Annotated in this window: 20 protein-coding genes; 9 read left to right on the top strand and 11 right to left on the bottom strand. The window is 61.4% G+C overall.

The window, feature by feature from the left end; translation table 11 throughout:
* Positions 1 to 35: 35 nt before the first annotated feature.
* From J2Z17_RS19220 to J2Z17_RS19210, 3 genes are all read right to left on the bottom strand, one after another.
* Positions 36 to 1535: an AMP nucleosidase gene (locus tag J2Z17_RS19220; protein ID WP_209947266.1), complete on the bottom strand. Its 1500-nt coding sequence runs from the start codon at positions 1533 to 1535 to the stop codon at positions 36 to 38.
* 154 nt (positions 1536 to 1689) lie between these two features.
* On the bottom strand, positions 1690 to 1866 hold the full coding sequence (locus tag J2Z17_RS19215) for a hypothetical protein (protein ID WP_209947265.1): 177 nt from the start codon (positions 1864 to 1866) through the stop codon (positions 1690 to 1692).
* 41 nt (positions 1867 to 1907) lie between these two features.
* Positions 1908 to 2069, bottom strand: coding sequence for a hypothetical protein (locus tag J2Z17_RS19210; protein ID WP_209947264.1), 162 nt, complete (start codon positions 2067 to 2069; stop codon positions 1908 to 1910).
* 803 nt (positions 2070 to 2872) lie between these two features.
* Here J2Z17_RS19210 and J2Z17_RS19205 point away from each other — a divergent pair.
* Complete coding sequence (locus J2Z17_RS19205; protein WP_209947263.1) at positions 2873 to 3028, top strand: hypothetical protein; 156 nt, start codon at positions 2873 to 2875, stop codon at positions 3026 to 3028.
* 184 nt (positions 3029 to 3212) lie between these two features.
* On the opposite strand, the gene J2Z17_RS19200 is transcribed toward J2Z17_RS19205, so the two are convergent.
* Both J2Z17_RS19200 and J2Z17_RS19195 read right to left on the bottom strand, forming a co-directional pair.
* Positions 3213 to 4226 carry a hypothetical protein gene (locus tag J2Z17_RS19200; protein WP_209947262.1) on the bottom strand — a complete coding sequence of 338 codons (1014 nt, stop codon included), beginning with the start codon at positions 4224 to 4226 and terminating at the stop codon, positions 3213 to 3215.
* 37 nt (positions 4227 to 4263) lie between these two features.
* Positions 4264 to 5289: a hypothetical protein gene (locus J2Z17_RS19195; RefSeq protein ID WP_209947261.1), complete on the bottom strand. Its 1026-nt coding sequence runs from the start codon at positions 5287 to 5289 to the stop codon at positions 4264 to 4266.
* Between the two features lie 295 nt (positions 5290 to 5584).
* On the opposite strand from J2Z17_RS19195, the gene J2Z17_RS19190 reads away from it, so the two are divergent.
* Complete coding sequence (locus J2Z17_RS19190) at positions 5585 to 6001, top strand: GFA family protein (protein ID WP_209947260.1); 417 nt, start codon at positions 5585 to 5587, stop codon at positions 5999 to 6001.
* A 70-nt stretch (positions 6002 to 6071) separates the two neighbouring features.
* Here the strand turns inward: J2Z17_RS19190 and J2Z17_RS19185 are convergent, their stop codons facing one another.
* Positions 6072 to 7007 (bottom strand): LysR family transcriptional regulator, encoded by a 936-nt coding sequence (locus J2Z17_RS19185; RefSeq protein WP_209947397.1) that lies wholly within the window; start codon positions 7005 to 7007, stop codon positions 6072 to 6074.
* Between the two features lie 109 nt (positions 7008 to 7116).
* Here J2Z17_RS19185 and J2Z17_RS19180 point away from each other — a divergent pair, with 109 nt between their 5' ends.
* From J2Z17_RS19180 to J2Z17_RS19170, 3 genes are read left to right on the top strand one after another with little or no spacing between them, the layout of a single operon-like run.
* Entirely contained in the window at positions 7117 to 7860 is a 744-nt protein-coding gene (locus tag J2Z17_RS19180; RefSeq protein WP_209947259.1) for an SDR family oxidoreductase, read from the top strand.
* A gap of 10 nt (positions 7861 to 7870) precedes the next feature.
* Entirely contained in the window at positions 7871 to 8773 is a 903-nt protein-coding gene (locus tag J2Z17_RS19175; RefSeq protein ID WP_209947258.1) for an SDR family oxidoreductase, read from the top strand.
* A 24-nt stretch (positions 8774 to 8797) separates the two neighbouring features.
* Positions 8798 to 9010, top strand: coding sequence for a tautomerase family protein (locus tag J2Z17_RS19170; RefSeq protein WP_209947257.1), 213 nt, complete (start codon positions 8798 to 8800; stop codon positions 9008 to 9010).
* A gap of 96 nt (positions 9011 to 9106) precedes the next feature.
* Here J2Z17_RS19170 and J2Z17_RS19165 read toward each other — a convergent pair whose 3' ends face one another.
* Positions 9107 to 9742, bottom strand: a complete 636-nt coding sequence (locus J2Z17_RS19165) for a response regulator transcription factor (protein WP_209947256.1) — start codon at positions 9740 to 9742, stop codon at positions 9107 to 9109.
* Positions 9739 to 11727: a two-component system sensor histidine kinase NtrB gene (locus tag J2Z17_RS25550; RefSeq protein WP_209947255.1), complete on the bottom strand. Its 1989-nt coding sequence runs from the start codon at positions 11725 to 11727 to the stop codon at positions 9739 to 9741. Before J2Z17_RS25550 ends, J2Z17_RS19165 begins: the two co-directional genes overlap by 4 nt.
* A gap of 225 nt (positions 11728 to 11952) precedes the next feature.
* Between J2Z17_RS25550 and J2Z17_RS19155 the strand changes: the two genes are divergently transcribed.
* The 3 genes from J2Z17_RS19155 (at position 11953) to J2Z17_RS19145 (ending at position 15101) form a co-directional block, all read left to right on the top strand.
* The gene (locus J2Z17_RS19155) at positions 11953 to 12972 is read left to right on the top strand and encodes a TRAP transporter substrate-binding protein (protein WP_209947254.1); all 1020 of its coding nucleotides are present in this window, start codon (positions 11953 to 11955) and stop codon (positions 12970 to 12972) included.
* A gap of 157 nt (positions 12973 to 13129) precedes the next feature.
* Positions 13130 to 13771: a TRAP transporter small permease gene (locus J2Z17_RS19150; RefSeq protein ID WP_209947253.1), complete on the top strand. Its 642-nt coding sequence runs from the start codon at positions 13130 to 13132 to the stop codon at positions 13769 to 13771.
* 4 nt (positions 13772 to 13775) lie between these two features.
* Positions 13776 to 15101 (top strand): TRAP transporter large permease, encoded by a 1326-nt coding sequence (locus J2Z17_RS19145; protein ID WP_209947252.1) that lies wholly within the window; start codon positions 13776 to 13778, stop codon positions 15099 to 15101.
* Between the two features lie 87 nt (positions 15102 to 15188).
* Here the strand turns inward: J2Z17_RS19145 and J2Z17_RS19140 are convergent, their stop codons facing one another.
* Genes J2Z17_RS19140 through J2Z17_RS19130 form a run of 3 tightly spaced genes read right to left on the bottom strand, consistent with a single transcriptional unit; the run spans position 15189 to position 18323 of the window.
* The gene (locus tag J2Z17_RS19140; RefSeq protein WP_209947251.1) at positions 15189 to 16271 is read right to left on the bottom strand and encodes an ABC transporter substrate-binding protein; all 1083 of its coding nucleotides are present in this window, start codon (positions 16269 to 16271) and stop codon (positions 15189 to 15191) included.
* On the bottom strand, positions 16268 to 17659 hold the full coding sequence (locus tag J2Z17_RS19135) for a sensor histidine kinase (protein ID WP_209947250.1): 1392 nt from the start codon (positions 17657 to 17659) through the stop codon (positions 16268 to 16270). The genes J2Z17_RS19140 and J2Z17_RS19135 overlap by 4 nt, the downstream gene beginning before the upstream one ends.
* Positions 17646 to 18323 carry a response regulator transcription factor gene (locus J2Z17_RS19130; RefSeq protein ID WP_209947249.1) on the bottom strand — a complete coding sequence of 226 codons (678 nt, stop codon included), beginning with the start codon at positions 18321 to 18323 and terminating at the stop codon, positions 17646 to 17648. Before J2Z17_RS19130 ends, J2Z17_RS19135 begins: the two co-directional genes overlap by 14 nt.
* Before the next feature lie 266 nt (positions 18324 to 18589).
* Here J2Z17_RS19130 and J2Z17_RS19125 point away from each other — a divergent pair, with 266 nt between their 5' ends.
* Complete coding sequence (locus tag J2Z17_RS19125; protein WP_209947248.1) at positions 18590 to 19564, top strand: Bug family tripartite tricarboxylate transporter substrate binding protein; 975 nt, start codon at positions 18590 to 18592, stop codon at positions 19562 to 19564.
* Positions 19565 to 19717 lie beyond the last annotated feature (153 nt).

Here is a 19717-nt window from a genome sequence, read left to right as displayed (position 1 = left end):
CGGCGAGCGCCGGCTTCTTCGATGCTGCCGCCTCCTTACTGGAATGCCGTCTCGTAGAAGCTTCTGAGCTTGCGGGAATGCAAGGTTTCCTTCGGCATGGCGCCGAGCTTTTGCAGGGCGCGGATGCCGATCTGCAGGTGCTGGTTGACCTGGGTGCGATAAAAGGCGGTCGCCATGCCCGGCAGTTTCAGCTCGCCATGCAGCGGCTTGTCGGAGACGCAGAGCAGGGTGCCGTAGGGCACCCGGAAGCGGAAGCCGTTGGCGGCAATCGTGGCCGATTCCATGTCGAGCGCGATGGCGCGCGCCTGGGAGAGACGCTTGACCGGGCCGCGCATGTCGCGCAGTTCCCAGTTGCGGTTGTCGATCGTGGCAACGGTGCCGGTGCGCATGATCCGCTTCAGCTCGAAACCTTCGTAACCGGTGATCTCCTCGACAGCGTCTTCGAGCGCCAGCTGCACTTCGGCGAGCGCCGGGATCGGCACCCAGACCGGCAGGTCGTCGTCGAGCACATGGTCCTCGCGCATATAGGCATGGGCCAGCACATAGTCGCCGAGGCGCTGGCTGTTGCGAAGCCCGGCGCAGTGGCCGAGCATCAGCCAGGCATGCGGGCGCAGCACCGCGATATGGTCGGTGATGGTCTTGGCATTGGACGGGCCGACGCCGATATTGACCATGGTGATCCCGGCATTGCCGGGCATCTTCAGGTGATAGGCCGGCATCTGCGGCAGGCGGGGCGGATCGCCGCGCTCGGGGGCTGCAGCGCCGGCAGGCGTGACGATATTGCCGGGCTCGACGAATTCCTCGTAGCCGCCGCCGCCATCGGCCATCAGCTTGCGGGCATATTGGCAGAATTCGTCGACGTAGAACTGGTAGTTGGTGAACAGCACGAAGTTCTGGAAATGCTCGGCCCCGGTCGCGGTGTAATGCGACAGGCGGGCCAGCGAATAGTCGATGCGCTGGGCGGTGAACGGTGCGAGCGGCAGCGGCTGGCCCGGATCCGGCTCGAACTCGCCATTGGCGATCTGGTCGTCGGTATTGGTCAGATCCGGCGTGTCGAAGATATCGCGCAGCTGCAGGTCGGACAGGGTTGCGGCGGACGCCTCCACATGGGCGCCTTCGCCGAAGGCGAAATGCAACGGGATCGGCGTCTCCGACTGGGAGACGGTGACCGGCACCTGGTGATGGCGCATCAGAAGCTGCAGTTGCTCGATGAGATAGTCGCGGAAGAGGGCGGGCCGGGTGATCGTCGTGGTATAGACGCCGGGCGCCGTCACATGGCCGTAGGAGAGGCGGCTGTCGATATGGCCGAAGCTCGTCGTCTCGAGGCTCACCTGCGGGTAGAAGGCGCGGCAGCGACCGGTGACCGGCCCGCCGGCGGCCAGCGCCTCGAAGGTGTCGACGATGAAGCCGCTATTGCGATCGTAGAGCGCCGTCAGCGCATCGACGGCCTCCACCGCATCGTTGAAAACGCGTGGCGCATAGGGCTCGGGCGAGAGGAAGGCGAGCGGCGAAAGCGGAGAGATTCGTGTGTTCATGCGCCATTATATCGAAAGCTGTCTGACGGGCAAATGACACAGGGATAAAGCATGCCGGCAGTGCGGCGCTTTTCCCCATGCGCGCCTGTCGCAGACCCCGTAGCCAAGGGCGCAACCGCATGGCGCGCGGCGGGGGCGGCGGGCCGCCTACCGGTCAGCTCATCGACGCGCGCTGCAGGCTGACGAAGAGCACGAAGCCCGCGCCCTGCTTTCCGACGGCCGGGTGCTCGGCCTTGGCGACGCCCAAGGCTGCCAGCGGGCCGATCAGCAGCGTCGCCAGGATGGCGAGGCGCAGGGTGAGGCGGGCGCTTGTGGAAATCGTCCGGGTCATGTCTCGTTCTCCTTTCCGGTGTTTCAGATCGGGTTGCGGGGCTACAGTATGCGGGTGCAGGGCCAGGTGGCCGTCGTCGGGCAGGTCAGGCTCGCGCCCATCAAGCCCGGCCGGCGCGGATGGTTGACGAGCCCGACGACGGCCAGGGCGAAGATGACGATCATCAGCGTCAGAATGACAAAGCGACGCGCCAGCTTGCCCATATTGTTTATCCCCCAAAACCCGTGCTGCGGTTATGGGACCTGTTCTAGCCGTGCCTGCCTGAATGTCCTCTGAGCCCCCGGTTCATCTGCCGTTCATGTGGCCCCGGCGTGTCATGCCTGTGTCGCGAGCCGGGCCGGACCATGACGGGGGCGGCCGACAATGGGGGACGGACAGCGGGCGGCGTTCGCACGGCCGGTTTTTCTGCCGGTCCGCGGCGTCTGGTCTTTCCGGCAATGTCCGCCCGGCTGACCGGACGGGAAGTGGAGGACCACGCGAAAGCGCAACCTCACAATGATAATAAAGACATGGCTCCGCCTTCGCGTGGCCTTCGGCGATTTCTGCCGGGCGTTCCAGACCCGACGGACGCAATGCCTCGCCCCACTGCGCAAGAGGTATTTGCCGGACCCGCCGCGAAAACCGGTTCATGTTTTCGAGGGAAAATCCGGCACCCCCTGCCTGCACGGCTCAACCGAACCGGGCCTGGCGGCCCGGGGAGGGCTTTTGCCGTCGCGCGCCCGGGAAGTCCGGGCCCACGGCGTCAGAGCATGCATCCCCCGACACCTTGCCCGCACGTTACGGACCAGGCGCCGGGCGCCGGTCTCCCTCTGCCCGCGACCGTCTCGCGAAACACTCCGGCGAGGGAGACGCCGACAAGGATAAGGGCAGGGGAAATGGGGGTGGAAAATTTTTCGGAGAATTTTTTCGGGGGAGGGCGGCGACGGGATATTGGCGCGGGGTCGGCTGATGAGGATCATCAGCGTGAGGGGGCCATTACCAGACCTCGATCGACTATGTCGAACAAGTGCTGAAGGAGCTGAAATCGCGCGGCGTAAATCTGGACAACGTGATCAAGCACTGGATCGGCGATACGGCCTCGCAGACGGCAAACGGCCTCAATGCCGTCGGCGACAACCGCCAGCGGATCGGCGAGCGCGGGTTCGAGGATGTGAAGTTTTAGAAAGAAGAACGACATCAAGCTGGCTGGCTTACTCGATGATATTAATCGCAACTTCCTTGCGAATCTTTGTGCCGAAACATAGAATTATCGTTGCGGATATAGCGTATAACAATAAATTTGTTGTAAAATATTCTTATATTTATTTAATTATCGTATAAAATATATTTTTTTATTTTAATATATATCATTCTGTGTCTTTTGGCGGATTTATCCCGCGATATTCAGCAAGCTTTCGAAGCAATTTCTTTTTTGCCGGTGGCTTTATAACGAAATTAGGTGTGTCGCCAAGATTTTTTTGGCAATCCCTTCGCCTTGAAATAAATCTAAGAATTTTTTCTTCTGCTTTTTCTTGGATTTCGCCTAGATTATCGGAATAAATCTTATCATATATAGATAGTAGAATTAAATTAATTCCGGGAATTCTCGATATTTGTGTTATGGGTGAATTTGAGGTTATTAGCCTTCTTATAATATAAGGTGCTCTTATCCACTTGTTACCCTCTGCGTATATGCCGCTGTAACTAGAGGATCTCACAGCATTTACTAGCAGTGGTATAAATTTTAGCGCTATATCATCGGAATTTATCGTGGAGATGCTCGTGTAGAATAATATTCTATCTAGGAGCCTTTGTTGTCCTTCCCATTCGGCACAGTGCTCTCCGTTTTCTGAAACCTCAAAAATAGAAAAGTTAAAGTCAATAAAGGCAACGGGAACAAATTTACCTCCCTGTTTCTGCATATAGAAGTTTAATATTGTATTAGATGGCTTTTCTTCACTAGATTTTCCAAATTCTTCTATAGTGCAGCCAATGCCTCTGAGTCTCGCCTCCGCTCTGTATGCTTTCGACGATTGATCTGAGAAATTTATCGACAAAAATGCGGGCGCTGCTAGGTCGATTGGGCCGCCCTGGGGCTCAAGTATCGGGCCAATTTTTCCGGGCATATAGGAGCACTTAAAAAAAACTCCTTTGTCGAATAAAAAATTTCTGACTCTTCTGTAGTAAGGATAAAATTCATCTTTATCTATATTTTCGTAAAATGCGCCGTCACTTGCCGCTATGCATGTTCCATTTTTATAATATTCGAAATTATCATGAAGTGAGCTGTGAAAATAATCCATATGTTCGCGCAATTCATCTATTGCATGGTCTGCTAGCGCCTTGGTTCCGAGTATATCTATGTACCCACAATAACTCATGACGACCTCGTTTATCTTGTGCGGAAATTTTAATCCGCTAGGACGTTATCTGAATCTCTTGCGCAAAAATATGACCACTGCTGATTAAATCACGTATTACATGCCTTTCTGCAGAATATGCGTCAATGGGACGTATTATGAATTTGTTTCTTTTGGCATTTTTTCCGAAAATAAATTCTATTTTATTTCTGATTTTTGGGTTTGTTCTTATAGCGCCCGCTCTAACCAATAACAAAAATACATATTTACCTTCGGGTAGCCCCTTTGTGGCATTTTTTATTTTATTTATAGATAGTTGACCACCAATGCCGGGGATGGACTTAAGCATCTCAATGTTACTTAAGTAAGTTTGGCCATTTTCATATCTGAGTATATCGGAATATGTTAGTGATTCTTGAAATTCAGACCAGATCTTAATTGCGGAATCAGCCCGTCCTTCCTTGTCCTCGTGGGGGTATTTGTTTAGTGCGGAAATTGGCGCATAGCCGGCATCTTTCGCGACGTTGGAGATGTAGCTTCTATTGGCGTTTTTGAGAAAAAATCCCTTCTCCTCGCCGAATAAGTTGGCTAGTCCTTGCCTTTCTGTCATCAGTGCCGATATTGCGTCAGAATTCTGTATGGATAGATATAATAGGTAAATATCAATAAATATATCTTCAATTATTCTTTTCGAATCCTCTTTTTGAACAAATATTTTACATCCTGTTGCGTTTTCAACCGGCGTTATTGTCGTGTATGTGTCGACTTCTTGTATAATTGTTATCAATGTGTTATTTGAAAAATATAGAGATATGGAATTGTTGTCTATTTCTTTATCGCTATAGATAAGCTTTATCGATTCGTTCGTGTCTCCTTCGAGTAAGGATTGCAATACGCGGCTATTTGGTCTATTTTTATTCGAGTGTGAACTCAGTTTTATTGTAAATTGCTTGTCGGGCTTTCTTGTTTTTCGCTCAATTTCGCTTATTATTTCCTTTATGTTGCTCTCTATCGCTGTTAACTTCATCTCGGCGATTAGTTCGTGTCCCAAAGGTACAAAAGCCAATCCTTTTTTTGCAGCCATGTTTTTTCTCCAGCGATCTTTTAACTAGTCCAGCGGCTTGGGATACGGTCTCTCTTATGTTCGACACTGTGTTCTTCAATGTCACATTATTGAGCTTTATGTGTAAGGCAATTAAAATAAATCATCCAGTGAATTAAATAAGTAAATGTACGTAATTTTAGCATGCTGTCGGGGGTTGTAATTATATAATCATCGTTCGTCTTCGCGATATCTTCAACGGATGGGTGTCAAAGGCATTTGATTGAAGGGCTAAGATGTTGCTAGCCTTGCCGCACCCACCACGAGGAGACATCACATGACCACGGATCCACACAACGGCGCGTGTCATTGCGGGGCTATCCGGTTTCGGGTGCGGCTGGCGGACGGGTTCAATACCATTCGCCGCTGCACCTGTTCCTATTGCCGCATGCGCGGCGCGATCGCGGTGTCGGCGCGGCTTGAGGATTTCGAGATCGTCGAGGGTAAGGAGCACCTGACGCTCTACCAGTTCAATACCGGCACGGCGAAGCACTATTTCTGCTCGGTCTGCGGCATCTATACCCACCACCAGCGGCGCTCCGATCCGAGCCAGTTCGGCATCAACGTGGCCTGCCTTGCAGGCGTCAGCCCCTTCGACTTTCAAGCCGTCGAGGTGACCGACGGGGTGGCGCATCCGAACGACACCGGACGCTCGCGGATCGCCGGCATTCTGCGGTTCGAACCGGCCGACTGAGGCGGCGGTTTTTCGCGGGGGCGCACGGGGGGCGGGCCTCGCGGGACCGGGCCGAAAGCTTGCCCGGGCTTCAGATCGCGGCGTTGGCAAAAATGCCGGCGGCCCAGTCGAGGAAGACGCGCACGCGGGCGGCGGTGTGGCGGTTCTGCGGGTAGAGCGCCGAGAGCGGGGTGGGCGAGGGCGGATGCCGGGGCAGCACCTCGACGAGGCGGCCCGCCTTCAGGTGTTCGTCCAGCCGGTAGCGCGGCGCCTGGAAAAGGCCGAAGCCGAGCAGCGCCAGATCCGTCATCGTGTCGGAATTGTTGACGCTGACCCGGCTTGGCAAGCGCACATCACGGATTTTTCCCGCATAGGCCGGGGCGGGCGACGGTGTCCGGGCGTTCTGCGGCATTTCCAGGAATTCGAGCGGCAGGATCTCGCCGGTGCGCGAGGACTGGAAGCCGACGCAGAGATGGCCCTCCAGGTCCTTCAGGCTCTCGGGCGTGCCGTGGCGGGCGAGATAATCGGGGCTGGCGCAGGTGACCTCGGTGATCGTTGCAAGACGCCTTGCGATCAGGCCGCTGTCGGTGAGTTCGCCGGCGCGCAGCACGCAGTCGACGCCTTCGCGCACCAGATCGACCAGCCGGTCACCCTGGCCGATATGCAGGTCGAGGTCGGGATAGCGGGCGAGGAAGCTGCCGAGCTCCGGCAACAGGAAGGTGCGGGTCAGGAGCGGATGGGCGTCGATGCGCAGCAGGCCGCGGGGCTTTGCATCGCGAAAGGCGCTGTCGGCATCCTCGATGTCGGCCAGGATCTGCAGGCAGCGGCGGTAATAGGCCTCGCCGTCGAGCGTCGGCGTGACATGGCGGGTGGTGCGCTCCAGCAGGCGCACGCCGATATCGGCCTCCAGCTGCTTGATCGCCTCGGTGGCGGTGGAGCGGGCAAGCGAAAGGTCTGCGGCCGCGGCGGAAAAGCTGCGGCGTTCGACGACGCGGGTGAAGAGCTGCATGCGGTCGAGACGGTCCATCCCGATATTGTTCGCCACAGACGAATTCATATGTCAATTGCCGGGTGATTGTTTTTGATCTCCGGTGGAATATCTCTGTTGCCAGACACCAAGCACAGGAGATTTTTCCATGACCGAGACAGTTCACCCCACCACCGCCATCGTCACCGGTTCGTCCAAGGGGATCGGTGCTGCGATCGCCAGGCGTCTCGCCAGGGACGGCCATGCGGTTGTCGTCAACTATGCCCGCGGTGCGGAAGAAGCGGCGGGCGTCGTGGCCGAGATCGAGGCTGCCGGCGGCCGGGCGGTTGCGGTTCAAGCCGATATCGGCGTTGCCGACGGGATCACGCGCCTGTTCGACGCGGCCGAAAAGGCTTTCGGCCCGGTCGGCATCCTCGTCAACAATGCCGGCATCATGAAGCTTTCGCCGCTCGCAAACGTCAGCGACGCCGATTTCGAGCAGCACATGGCAATCAATGTCGGCGGCGTGTTCCGCGGCATGCGCGAGGCGGCGAACCGGCTTGCCGACGGCGGCCGGATCATCAGTTTTTCGACCTCGGTCGTCGGCATGAAGCTGCCGGGCTACGGCGTCTATGCCGCGACCAAGGCGGCGGTCGAGACGATGACGCATATCCTCGCCAAGGAACTCGGCGGGCGGAAGATCACGGTGAATGCCGTGGCGCCGGGGCCGGTCGAGACCGAGCTCTTCCTCAACGGCAAGTCGGAGGAACTGCTGGCGCAGCTGCGCGGCCAGAACCCGCAGAAGCGCTTCGGCCAGCCGGACGACATCGCCCGCGTGGTCTCGTTCCTCGCCGGTCCCGACGGCCAGTGGGTGAGCGGCCAGGTGATCCGCGCCAATGGCGGCGTGGTCTGAGGGGGGCGTCATGACGGACAGCAAGACCATCCTCGTGACCGGCGCGTCGAGCGGCTTCGGCGCGATGATCGCCCGGGCGCTGGCCAGGGCCGGCCATACCGTGTTCGCCTCGATGCGCGATCTCGATGCGCATGAGGGCCGGCCGGTCGCCGAGATCGACGCGCTGAACGCGGCCGAGGGGCTTTCGATCGTGCCGGTGGCGCTCGACATCACCTCCGAGACGTCGGTCTCGGCCGCCGTCGAGTTCATCGCCAACCGCACGCCGCGGCTGGACGTGGTGATCCACAATGCCGGCCATATGGGTTTCGGCCCGGCCGAGGCGTTCTCGCCCGAGCAGCTGCTGCAGCTCTATGACGTCAATGTCGTGGGTGCCCACCGGCTGAACCGCGCGCTGCTGCCCTGGATGCGCGAGACCGGCGAGGGGCTGATGGTGTGGATCGGCTCGTCGAGCACAAGGGGCGGCACGCCGCCCTTCCTCGCGCCCTATTTCGCCGCCAAGGCGGGCATGGACGCGCTGGCGCAGTCCTCTGCGCTCGAGCTTGCCCGCTTCGACATCGAAACGGTGATCGTGGTGCCCGGTGCCTTCACGCAAGGCACGCAGCATTTCGCCCATGCCATGCAGCCGGCAGACGCGGCTGTGGCTGCGGCCTACTTCGATGGTCCCTATGCCGGCACCGACACGGTGGCGCTGGAGGGGCTGGCGAAGCTCGAGCCCGCGGATGCCGACCCGCAAGAGGTGGCCCGGGCGGTGGCCGCCGTCGTCGCCCTGCCGCATGGGAAAAGGCCGTTTCGCGTCCATGTCGATCCGTCCGAAGACGGGGCGGACGTGGTCAATGCGGTCGCCGACCGCATGCGTGCGCAATTGCAGGAACGGATCGGCCTTGCCGACCTCCTCCATCCCTCGAAACCCTGAAAGAACAGACAAAGGAGACATCACATGCCATTCGTCAATATCAAGACGCCGGAAGGCGCGCTGAGCCAAGGCCAGAAGGCCGAGATCGCCCATCGCACGACCGAGATGCTGGTCGAGTATTTCACCGAGGCTGCCCGGCCGCACACCATGGTGCTGATCGAGGAGGTGAAGGACGGCGGCTACACCCGCGCCGACGAAGTGTTCACCATCCCGCAAGAGTATCGGGCGAAGGACTGAACCGCAGTCTGCGGCAATGACGGCATCCCCGTGCGACGGCGTCGTGCGGGGATGTCTGTGTTTAGGAGACGGGGGCAGCGGCGTGCTGCCGCTTGCCTAACCGACCGTGATGCCGTGGGAGGCCAAGGTGGCGGCGAGTTCGATGGCGTTGCGCACGCCCATCTTGGCGAGGATCCGCGCGCGGTGGACCTCGACGGTGCGCATCGAGATCGCCAGTTCGTCGGCGATCTGCTTGTTCAGCCGGCCGGCCAGTAGCAGGCGCAAAACGTCGAGTTCGCGGGCAGACAGTTCGCGGTACTGCTTCTCGATCGCGGCCTTGTCGCGGGAGACGTCGAGTTCGCTGTCACGCAGTTCGAGGCATTTCAGAACGGTATTGACCAACTGGTTGTCGTTGAACGGTTTTTCGATGAAGTCGGTGGCGCCGGATTTCAATGCCTCGACGGCGATCGGCACGTCGCCATGGCCCGTCAGGAAGATTACCGGCACCTCGGTTTCCGTCGATTTCAGCCGGTAGAAGGTCTCCAGCCCCGAAAGCCCCTCCATGCGCATGTCGAGAATGACGCAGGCGAGCGGATCGAGCGGCACGGCGTCGAGCAGGGCCTCGCCGCTGTCGAGCGCCGTCACCTTCAGGCCGCGCGACATGAACAGGAAGCTCAAGGCGTCGCGGATCACCGGTTCGTCGTCGACGAGATAGACGGTGGCCTTCTTCAGGAAGTCGGGTCTTTCGCTCATTCGGCTGCCGGCCTTTCCGCCTCGGGTTCGGGAAGGATGACCGAGAAGATCGTGCCGCCGCCCGGATTGGGCCGGTGCTCCAGCCGCCCGCGATGCAGTTCGACGATGGTGCGGCAGATGGAGAGACCCATGCCCATGCCCTCGGCCTTGCTGGTGACGAAGGGCTGGAACAGCCGCTCGGCCACGGTGTCGGAAATGCCGGTGCCGCGATCCCGGATTTCGATCACCTGAACGCCGGGCAGGCTGCGCAGTTCCACCTCCAGCTGCGGCTGGCCGGTACCGGTACCCGTCATCGCCTCGATGCCGTTGCGCATCAGATTGAGCATCAACTGCTCCAGCAGGATGCGGTCGGCGCGCACCGGGGCCATCTCGCCGCCGGCATCGACCGTGACCAGCGCCTTGGCCGCGCTGGTGTCGGTGGCCAGAAAGGCGGCCGTTTCGGCGATCACGCTTGCCAGATCGACCTCCTCGAATTTCGGATCGCGCTTGCGGACGAAATCCTGGATGCGGCGGATGATCTGGCCGGCGCGTTCGGTCTGCGCCGACAGCTTCTCGATCGCCGGGATCACGGTTGCCGGGTTGCCGTCATTGCGCAGGATGTTGAGCGACCCGGCGGCATAGCTGGCAATGGCGGCAAGCGGCTGGTTCAGCTCGTGGGCGAGCGATGAGGCCATTTCGCCGAGCGTGATCAGGCGTCCGGTGCGCTGCATGTGCTGGGCCTGCAGGCGCGACAGCTCGGCCGCCTTCTTCTGGTCGGAGATGTCGATCACCGAGCCCATCCAGCCGCGATGGCGGCCATGGGCATCGATCAGCGGCGCCTCGAACACCTGCACGTCGAGTTCGCTGCCGTCGCTGCGACGAAAGCTGGTCTCGAAGCTCTGGACGGTCAGCCCGCTCCTGTTCAGGGCATCGTGGCGGGCGAGCGTCTCGGCGATCCGGTCCTCGCGCCAATAGGGCATGGGCGGCATGTGGCCGGTCAGGTGGTCGGCTTTAAAGCCGGTCATCTGGCAGAAGGCATTGTTGACGTAGAGGATGCGGCCCTCGTGGTCGCGGGCGCGCAGGCCCACCGTCAGGCTTTCCTCCATCGCCCGGCGAAAGGCCATCTCGCCCCGCAGGCGCGTTTCCGCCGTCTGGCGCTTCAGCCCGTTGCGGTAGAGAACCAGTAGCGAGAAGACGGCAAAGAGCGCCAGCCCAAAGACGCCGCCCATCAGGAGGTTGTTGGAGAAATCGCTGCTCAGGCGGTAGCGCGAGATCAGCAGCCAGGCACCGCTCAGCGGCGGATCGAAGCTGATCTTGTGGGTGAGCTCGGCATCCGGCGGTTCGACGCGCGCCTTTTCCGCCATCACGTGATTGTCGAGATCGACCAGCTGGACGGCGTATTTCTCGGTGATCCACCAGGGGATCTGGCGGGCGATCAGCGTGCGGATCGACACGGTGGCAAGCAATACGCCGCCATTGGTGGTGCTGATCGCAAGGTCGGTCAACAGGTCGCCGCTGGGCGACGTATAGAGCGGCGAATAGACCGGGCGCACGGTGGCCGCGGCAGCGGCAAGGCTGCGACTGCGGCTGGCATATTCGCTTTGCAGTTCCAGGCTGTGCGGCACGGAGAACACCGGCTCGCCACGGGCGTCGAACAGGATGATGCGCAGCACTTCCGGGTTGTTCTGCAGATGCAGGCGGGCCCGGTCGCCGAGCGCGCTGCGGTCGATCCCGTGCTGGCCGTCATCGAGGGCGAGCCGGACGATCGCGTCCTCGTCGATCGACAGCTGGAAGCGCAGCGTCTGCTCGACCCAGAGCGCGTCGGAGATCAGCGTGGTGCGCAGGCGTTCCTTCTCGTTGCGGTCGAGCAGCCACAGCAGCAGCGACACCATGATGGTGAGCACCAGGATGGCGACCAGCGGCACGATGGCAAGCAGGTCGCGGCCGCGCTCGACCTCGCCGCCCGGCGCGGTCCCCGATGGTTGCTGTCGACGCCACGTTCGCACGGCTGTCCGCTCTCCTCCCTGCTCCTCGATTGCCCGCTATCCTTGATCAGGGCGCAGACATTTCTCCTCGGCACCACTCTTAACGGGCGAATGCGCCGCGCGCCACGCAAGGCGGCGAAAATGTGGAAATCCACAATAGCGCCATATTTTTCGAGGGCCTATCACCGTAGCCATCCGGCTGTCAGGGGAGGGATTCCGGCAGCCATCAACAGGAGGAGACAATCCATGTTCGACCGCCGTCATTTTCTCGGCAGCGTTGCCGCGTGCGCGCTTGCCTTTTCGGCTCTTGCCGGATCGCCGGCCGCTGCCGCCGACCCGATCCTGATCCGCTTCAGCCATGTGGTCGCGCCCGACACGCCGAAGGGCAAGGGTGCCGACAAGTTCAAGGAACTTGCCGAAAAATACACCAATGGCGCGGTCAAGGTCGACGTCTACCCGAACTCGCAGCTCTACAAGGACAAGGAAGAGCTGGAAGCGCTGCAGCTCGGCGCGGTGCAGATGCTGGCCCCGTCGCTCGCCAAGTTCGGCCCGCTCGGCATCAAGGATTTCGAGGTCTTCGACCTGCCCTTCATGTTCCCGAGCTATGATGCCCTGCACAAGGTGACCTACGGCCCGATCGGCAAGGAACTGCTCGACAAGCTCGGCTCCAAGGGCATCCAGGGCCTGGCTTTCTGGGACAACGGCTTCAAGATCATGAGCGCCAACAGCAAGCTCTACACGCCGGACGATTTCCTCGGCCTGAAGATGCGCATCCAGTCGTCCAAGGTGCTGGAAGCCGAAATGAACGCGCTTGGCGCGGTGCCGCAGGTCATGGCCTTCTCGGAAGTCTACCAGGGCCTGCAGACCGGCGTCGTCGACGGCACCGAGAACCCGCCGTCCAACATGTATACCCAGAAGATGCACGAGGTGCAGAAGTTCGCCACGCTCTCCAACCACGGCTATCTCGGCTATGCGGTGATCGTGAACAAGAAGTTCTGGGACGAACTGCCCGACGACGTGCGCGGCAATCTCGACAAGGCGATGAAGGAATCGACCGAATACGCCAACTCGATCGCCAAGGAAGAGAACGAGAAGGCGCTGCAGGCGATGAAGGATGCCGGCACCACCGAGTTCCACGAGCTGACCGACGACGAGCGGGCCCAGTGGAAGAAGGTTCTGCTGCCGGTGCACGAAGAGATGGCAAGCCGCATCGGCGAAGACCTGATCAAGCAGGTGCAGGCAGAAACCGGCGCGGCCTCCAACTGAGCCGTCCCGCCTTTCGCTGACACCCATACCGCCGCATCGTCCTTCCCGGCGATGCGGCGCCTCTGCCGGCATGCCCCTGATCGCGACACCACCCCCCGCATGCCCGCGCGACCCGTGACCCCGACTGACTGAACGTGACCAGGGGAGGTCCCATTTCATGCTCCGCATTCTCGACCGCCTGGAAGAGATCCTGATCGCCACGCTGATAGCGGCGGCCACCGTGATCATCTTCGTGGCCGTCATCCAGCGCTACAGTCTCGGACTGTTCGCCGGGATGATCGGCTTTTCGCGGGCCCATGACTTGCCCTGGCTGATGCCGATCGCGCGCAGCGCCTATTTCGGCCTCCGATCGGTCAATCTCGTCTGGGCGCAGGAACTCTGCATCATCCTGTTCGTCTGGATGGCCAAGTTCGGTGCCGCCTATGGCGTGCGCACCGGCATCCATGTCGGCATCGACGTGCTGATCAACCGGCTGCAGCCGAAGAACCGCAAGCTGATGGTGCTGTTCGGGCTCGGCTGCGGCGCGCTGTTTACCGGCATCATCGCCGTGCTCGGCGCCAATTTCGTCCTCCACATGTACCGCACGAGCTCGATTTCGCCGGATCTCGAACTTCCGATGTGGATCGTCTACCTGGCGGTGCCGCTCGGCTCCGGCCTGATGTGCTTCCGCTTCCTGCAGGTCGCCTTCAGCTTCTCCAGGACCGGCGAGCTTCCGCATATCGACCACGGCCATGTCGAGGGCATGGACGAAGAGGCCGAGGCGATCGCCGACAGCCCGCTGACGCCGAAGGAGCGCTGATACCATGAATGCAACGCTTATCTTCGGCGGGCTGATCGCCCTGATGCTGACCGGCATGCCGATCTCGATCGCGCTGGGTCTTACCGTTCTCGTCTTCCTGTTCACCATGACCTCGGTGCCGATCGACACGGTGGCGCTGAAACTGTTCACCGGCATCGAGAAGTTCGAGATCATGGCGATCCCGTTCTTCATCCTGGCCGGCAATTTCCTTACCCATGGCGGGGTCGCCAAGCGGATGATCAAGTTCGCGACCTCGATGGTCGGGCACCTGCATGGCGGGCTTGGTCTTGCCGGCGTGGTTGCCTGCGCGCTCTTTGCCGCCGTGTCCGGCTCGTCGCCGGCGACCGTCGTCGCGATCGGCTCGGTCATCCTGCCGGCCATGGTGGCGCAGGGCTTTCCCAAGCAGTTCGGGGCGGGCGTCATCACCACCTCCGGCGCGCTCGGCATCCTGATCCCGCCGTCGATCGTCATGGTGATGTATTCGGTCGCGACATCCGGCATGCAGGCGGTCGGTCCGGACGGCAATATCGTCGATGCGGCCTCGGTCGGCGAACTGTTCATCGCCGGCGTGATCCCGGGCATCATCCTGGCGACGCTGCTCGGCGTCACCACCTGGTACCGCGCCTGGAAGAACAACTATCCGCGGCTGCCAAAGGCAGGCTGGGGCGAGCGCTGGCGCTCGTTCCGCGAGGCGATCTGGGGCCTGCTGCTGATCATCATCGTCATCGGCGGTATCTACACCGGCACCTTCACGCCGACGGAGGCTGCAGCGATGAGCGCGGTCTATGCCTTCATCATCGCCACCTTCGTCTACAAGGATCTGCGGCTGAAGGACCTGCCGCGGGTGCTGCTGGCCTCTGCCAACATGTCGGCGATGCTGCTCTACATCATCACCAATGCGGTGCTGTTCTCCTTCCTGATGACGCACGAGAACATTCCGCAGGCGCTCGGTCAGTGGATGGTCGATTCGGGGCTGAACTGGTGGATGTTCCTGGTCGCCGTCAACATCATGCTGCTGGCTGCCGGCAACTTCATGGAACCGTCGTCGATCGTGCTGATCATGGCGCCGATCCTGTTCCCGGTCGCTGTCCGGCTCGGCATCGATCCGGTGCATTTCGGCATCATGATCGTCGTCAACATGGAGGTCGGCATGTGCCATCCCCCGGTCGGCCTCAATCTCTATGTGGCCTCGGGAATCACCAAGATGGGGATCACCGAACTGACGGTGGCGGTGCTGCCATGGCTTTTGACCATGCTCGCCTTCCTGGTGGCGATCACCTATATCCCGGAAATTTCGCTGTTCCTGCCGCATTTCCTCGGCATGAACTGAGGCGAACGGGCCGCAATCACGGCACATAAGAGGAGGGCGGCGCTGCGGCGCTGCCCTCTTTTGCGTTGCGGGGTTTGGCCGCCCCCGTCAATGCAGCGACAGCAGTTCCTTCCAGTCGGAGATGAAGGTCTGGCGCTGCATGGTGTCCTGGGCCGCCAGCAGCGCCGGGCCGATGCGGATCGGGCGGCCGATGCCCGACACCATCAGGTCGGGCGGGCCTTCGACACCCTCGGGCAGGGGGCCGTTTTCGGAGAAGAAGAAGGATTTCTGCCGCGCCACCTCGCGCCCGCGCGGCGACAGCAGATAGTCGATGAACCGCTTGGCGAGCGCCGGATGTTGGGCGGTGGACGGCACCATGGCGCCGCGCGACAGCACCAGGGTGTAATCGTTCGGCAGCACGATGCCGAGATTGGGATTGGTGCGGGCGGCGGCATAGGCGTAGGAGCCCAGCACATTATAGGCGAGCCGCACATTGCCCCTGGCGATCTCGCCCAGCACCTCGTTGTTGCAGCAGCGGATCACGGTCCTGGTGCGGCTCAAGCTTTCGACGATCCGGCCATAGGTGGTCGGTGCCTGGCGGGAATCGTTATAGGCGAGCAGGTAGCCGACGCCCGAGGCCTCGATGTCATAGGTACCGATGCGGCCGGAATAGACGTCGGCCTTGCGCCGCAACAGGTCGGCCAGCGCGTCATGGCTGCGCGGCACGTCTTCGGGCGGCACCTTGCTCTTGTCGTAGACGAAGACCACCGGCTCGAAGGTGAAGCCGAAGATCTCTTCGCGCCAGTTGGCCCAGGCAGGGATAGCTTCGGTCATCCGTGAACTGTAGGACTGGGCGCAGCCGTCATTGGCAAGCCGCACCAGCTGGTCGACCGACGACGACAGCAGCAGGTCGCCGCCGTTGCCAATGTCCTTGCCGCTGCAGGCGTCCACCGCCTCGCGAAAGAGATCGTTGGTCACGTAGTCGACGAATTCGACCGCGGTATTCGGTGCCTGCTTCTGGAAGTCGAGGATCAGCGGCCGCATGGCGGCAAGGTCGGTCGCGCCGTGGATCGACAGCCGCTCGGTCTCCTGGCTGACGGCCGGAAACAGCGCCCGTTCGCCCTCGACGGCGAAAGCAAGGTGCGGCATCAGGCCAAGAGCGAGGGCGAGAAGGGCAAGGCGGGCTTTCATACGGGTCTCTCCCGGCAGAGAGGAAGCTCGATATAGACCGAGAAGGGGGAGGTCTGCGTCTTGCGGCGGAACTGCAGCCGGCCGCGCAGCGCGCTTGCGACCTCCGAGGCGATGGCAAAGCCGAGGCCGGACGCCTCGCCGTCGGTGCGGCTGGAATAGAAGCGGCGGATGACGTTGTCCCACTCGGCCGGCGGGATGCCCGGGCCGTCGTCGGAGACCTCGACCAGGCCGAGATCGCCCTGGCGGTTGACCTTGACCTCGAGCCTGGAGACGGCGCCGTGGCGCAGCGCATTGTCGATCAGGTTGATGATGGCCTCGCGCAGGCTGAGCGCATCGCCGAGCACGAAGAGCTCTTCCTCCGCCGCCTCGAAGGAGACGACCATGTCGGGGTCGATGGTGATCGGGATCGCGGCGCGGAAGGCCTTGCGGGCGACCTCGTTCAGGCCGACGGGCTGCAACTGCGTGGAATCGAAGCGGTGGATCACCATGGCATGATTGAGCAGCTGGTTGGTCAGCCGGGCGAGTTCGCCGGTGCGGTTGCGCACGCGTTCCAGATGGCGGCGGTCTTCCGGCCGCATGGCGTCGTCGTTGATCAGGCTGACCTGGGCGGTCAGCGCGGTCAGCGGCGTACGGATCTGGTGGGCGCTATCGGCGATATAGCGCTGCAACAGCACCACGCGTTCGTCGAGCCTGGTGATGAATGAATTGATCGAGGTGACGAAGGGATAGAGCTCGCGCGGCACGGCCACGGTCATCGGCGTCAGGTCCTTGGGATCGCGCTGCAACAGCGCATCGCCGAGATCGGCGACCGGACGCAGGGAATAGCGCACGGCCAGTGCGATGCCGAGGATGGCGAGCAGGCTCATCATAGCCACGAGCAAGGTAGCGCGGGTGGTCAGTTCCGAGGCCAGCGACCGGCGCGCCTCGGTCGTCTGGGCAATGACGACATAGGCAAAGCCCGGCGTGCCGGCGAGACTGAGCGCATGGCTGACGGTGACCGTGCGCACCGGCGTCTTGCGGTAGACGGCATTGGCAAAGACGGGGCCCTTGCGGCTGGCGCGCAGATTGCCGGGCGGCTCGAGATCGCCGTAGCCGGTGACCGTCTGGCCGTCGGTATCGACGATGCGGTAGAAGATCCGGTCGCGTTGCGCCAGTCCCAGAAGCTCGAAGGCCGACGGGGGGAGGGTGAAGTGCAAGGCGCCGTCGGTGATCACAAGGCTTTCCGACATCTGGATCGCCGCGCCGAGCAGCAGCCGGTCATAGGCGACATCGGCCGCCGCCCGGGCGTAGAACCAGGCGCCGGTAATCATGATGCCGGCGCCGAGGCACAGCACGAAGGCCATGCGCCGCATCAGCCGGGCAAAGAGCGAGCTTCTATGCGTCGTCATCGGACACCAGCTGATAACCGACGCCGCGCAGCGTGACGATCCGGGCCTTGGCGCCCTCCAGTTTCTTGCGCAGGCGCCCGACATACAGTTCGATCGCATTCGGGCCCGCCGCCTCGTCGAAGCCGAACAGCTGGTCGAGCAGCTCTTCCTTGCTGAACACCTTGCCGGGGCGTGTGGCGAGGATTTCGAGCAGTGTCATCTCGCGGCGCTTCAGCTGCACCTCGCGCTTGCCGACGGTGACGCTGCGATTGGTCCGGTCGAGGCTGACATCGCCGCAGACGATGACATTGGTGGATTCGCCGCCGCTGCGCCGGCGCAGCAGCACGCGGGCGCGGGCCTCGAGTTCGCGAAAGTCGAAGGGCTTGACGAGATAGTCGTCGGCACCGAGATCGAGCGCGCTCACGCGGTCGTCGACTTCCGAGCGCGCCGTCAGCACCAGCACCGGAACACCGTTCTTCGATTGCCGCAGACGGCGCAGGATCGAGAAGCCGTCGAGGCCGGGCAGCATGACGTCGAGGATGACCAGATCATATTCGGTGAAGGACATGATGTCGGACGCGACGGCGCCATCCGTCTCCCAGTCGACCATATGGCCGGTTTGCTGGAAGCGCCGGCAGATTGCCTCGCCCACATCGAGAGTGTCTTCAACCAAGAGAATACGCACGGCACTTCTTGGCATGGCTCCCGAAAGGGTTCAAGCTGTTCGCGCGGCACGGGTTAAGGATGCGTTAGGGCCTGTGGTCGTGGTTTGACAGGATGGTGACAGGATTGCGCCCTAGAGTTCGCCGACCGTCCCCGTGGGAGAACGAGAGGACGGACCGGGAGGTAGCCTGCCATGGACGCCCGTCCAGAGGATCGCGGTCGCTGATATCAGCGTCTGTCGCTTCGGCACCTGTCATCCGGATTTCAACAGGTTTGATGGGAGACATCATGTTTAACAATTTCAGCAAGACTCTGGCCGGTGCCGCATTCGCGGTATTCGCCGTCGCAGCAGCCGCACAGGCCGAGCCGACGAAGCCGGAATGCATTGCCGGCGCCAAGCCTGGCGGCGGCTTCGACCTGACCTGCCGACTGGCCGCCAATGGCCTGCTTGCGGCTAAGCAGATCAAGGAGCCGATGGCTGTCACCTACATGGAAGGTGGCGTCGGTGCGGTTGCCTATAACCACGTTATCGCCAAGCGCGCCAAGGACGGCAACGTCATCACGGCCGCTTCGTCCGGTTCGGCGCTCCTGCTGGCCCAGGGCAAGTTCGGCAAATACGACGAAACCGCCGTTCACTGGCTCGGCGCCATCGGTGCCGACTACGGCGTTCTCGTCGTTTCCGCCGATTCCCCCTACAAGACCCTCAAGGATCTGGTCGCGGCCTACAAGGAAGACCCGACCAAGTTCCCGATCGGTGGCGGTGGTGCCGTCGGTTCGCAGGATTGGATGAAGGGTTCGCTGCTGGCCAAGGCTGCCGACCAGGATCCGAAGAAGATGCGCTACGTCGCGCTTGAAGGCGGCGGTGCCGTTCTGACCGCTCTCGAAGGCGGCCACATCCAGGTCGGCGCCGGTGACGCTGCCGAAATGGTCAAGCATTACGAAGCCGGCAAGGTCCGCATTCTCGCCGTCATGTCGCCCGAGCGTCTGCCCGGCGCCCTGAAGGACGTACCGACGGCCCGTGAACAGGGCTTCGACATCGACTGGCCGATCTGGCGCGGTTTCTACGTTGGCAAGGACGTTTCCGAGGAAGACTACAACTGGTGGGTCAACGCCTTCAAGACGGCCATGGCGACACCGGAATTCCAGAAGGAACGCGAAGAGCGCGGCCTGTTCGAATTCTCGCTGTTCGGCAAGGATTTCCAGGATCGCGTCGACTCCGACGTGGCTCGCTTCAAGGTTCTCGCCAAAGAAGCCGGCATGTAATCTCCGAGGCCCCTCGCGCAAAAAAGTCCTCCCAAGACTCGAGGTGGACCACCTTTCGCCGCTGGTCATGCTGGCGGCGAAAGGCCGGGGGCTTTCATGAAACCCGGCCGGCAGGCACCCTGCCGGCTCCAGTCAGAAATAAGAACAGGCGTC

The organism is Heterorhizobium halophytocola, from assembly GCF_017873095.1.
GTDB lineage: Bacteria > Pseudomonadota > Alphaproteobacteria > Rhizobiales > Rhizobiaceae > Allorhizobium > Allorhizobium halophytocola.
This window is presented reverse-complemented; position numbering and strand designations above follow the sequence as displayed.

Coding starts and splice junctions, on each gene's coding strand:
- J2Z17_RS19165 (WP_209947256.1), bottom strand. CDS start 9,742: ATGAGCGAAAGACCCGACTTCCTGAAGAAGGCCACCGTCTATCTCGTC.
- J2Z17_RS19190 (WP_209947260.1), top strand. CDS start 5,585: ATGACCACGGATCCACACAACGGCGCGTGTCATTGCGGGGCTATCCGG.
- J2Z17_RS19200 (WP_209947262.1), bottom strand. CDS start 4,226: ATGAGTTATTGTGGGTACATAGATATACTCGGAACCAAGGCGCTAGCA.
- J2Z17_RS19135 (WP_209947250.1), bottom strand. CDS start 17,659: ATGACGACGCATAGAAGCTCGCTCTTTGCCCGGCTGATGCGGCGCATG.
- J2Z17_RS19150 (WP_209947253.1), top strand. CDS start 13,130: ATGCTCCGCATTCTCGACCGCCTGGAAGAGATCCTGATCGCCACGCTG.
- J2Z17_RS19170 (WP_209947257.1), top strand. CDS start 8,798: ATGCCATTCGTCAATATCAAGACGCCGGAAGGCGCGCTGAGCCAAGGC.
- J2Z17_RS19180 (WP_209947259.1), top strand. CDS start 7,117: ATGACCGAGACAGTTCACCCCACCACCGCCATCGTCACCGGTTCGTCC.
- J2Z17_RS19220 (WP_209947266.1), bottom strand. CDS start 1,535: ATGAACACACGAATCTCTCCGCTTTCGCCGCTCGCCTTCCTCTCGCCC.
- J2Z17_RS19155 (WP_209947254.1), top strand. CDS start 11,953: ATGTTCGACCGCCGTCATTTTCTCGGCAGCGTTGCCGCGTGCGCGCTT.
- J2Z17_RS19175 (WP_209947258.1), top strand. CDS start 7,871: ATGACGGACAGCAAGACCATCCTCGTGACCGGCGCGTCGAGCGGCTTC.
- J2Z17_RS19125 (WP_209947248.1), top strand. CDS start 18,590: ATGTTTAACAATTTCAGCAAGACTCTGGCCGGTGCCGCATTCGCGGTA.
- J2Z17_RS19210 (WP_209947264.1), bottom strand. CDS start 2,069: ATGGGCAAGCTGGCGCGTCGCTTTGTCATTCTGACGCTGATGATCGTC.
- J2Z17_RS19185 (WP_209947397.1), bottom strand. CDS start 7,007: ATGGACCGTCTCGACCGCATGCAGCTCTTCACCCGCGTCGTCGAACGC.
- J2Z17_RS19140 (WP_209947251.1), bottom strand. CDS start 16,271: ATGAAAGCCCGCCTTGCCCTTCTCGCCCTCGCTCTTGGCCTGATGCCG.
- J2Z17_RS19195 (WP_209947261.1), bottom strand. CDS start 5,289: ATGGCTGCAAAAAAAGGATTGGCTTTTGTACCTTTGGGACACGAACTA.
- J2Z17_RS19215 (WP_209947265.1), bottom strand. CDS start 1,866: ATGACCCGGACGATTTCCACAAGCGCCCGCCTCACCCTGCGCCTCGCC.
- J2Z17_RS19145 (WP_209947252.1), top strand. CDS start 13,776: ATGAATGCAACGCTTATCTTCGGCGGGCTGATCGCCCTGATGCTGACC.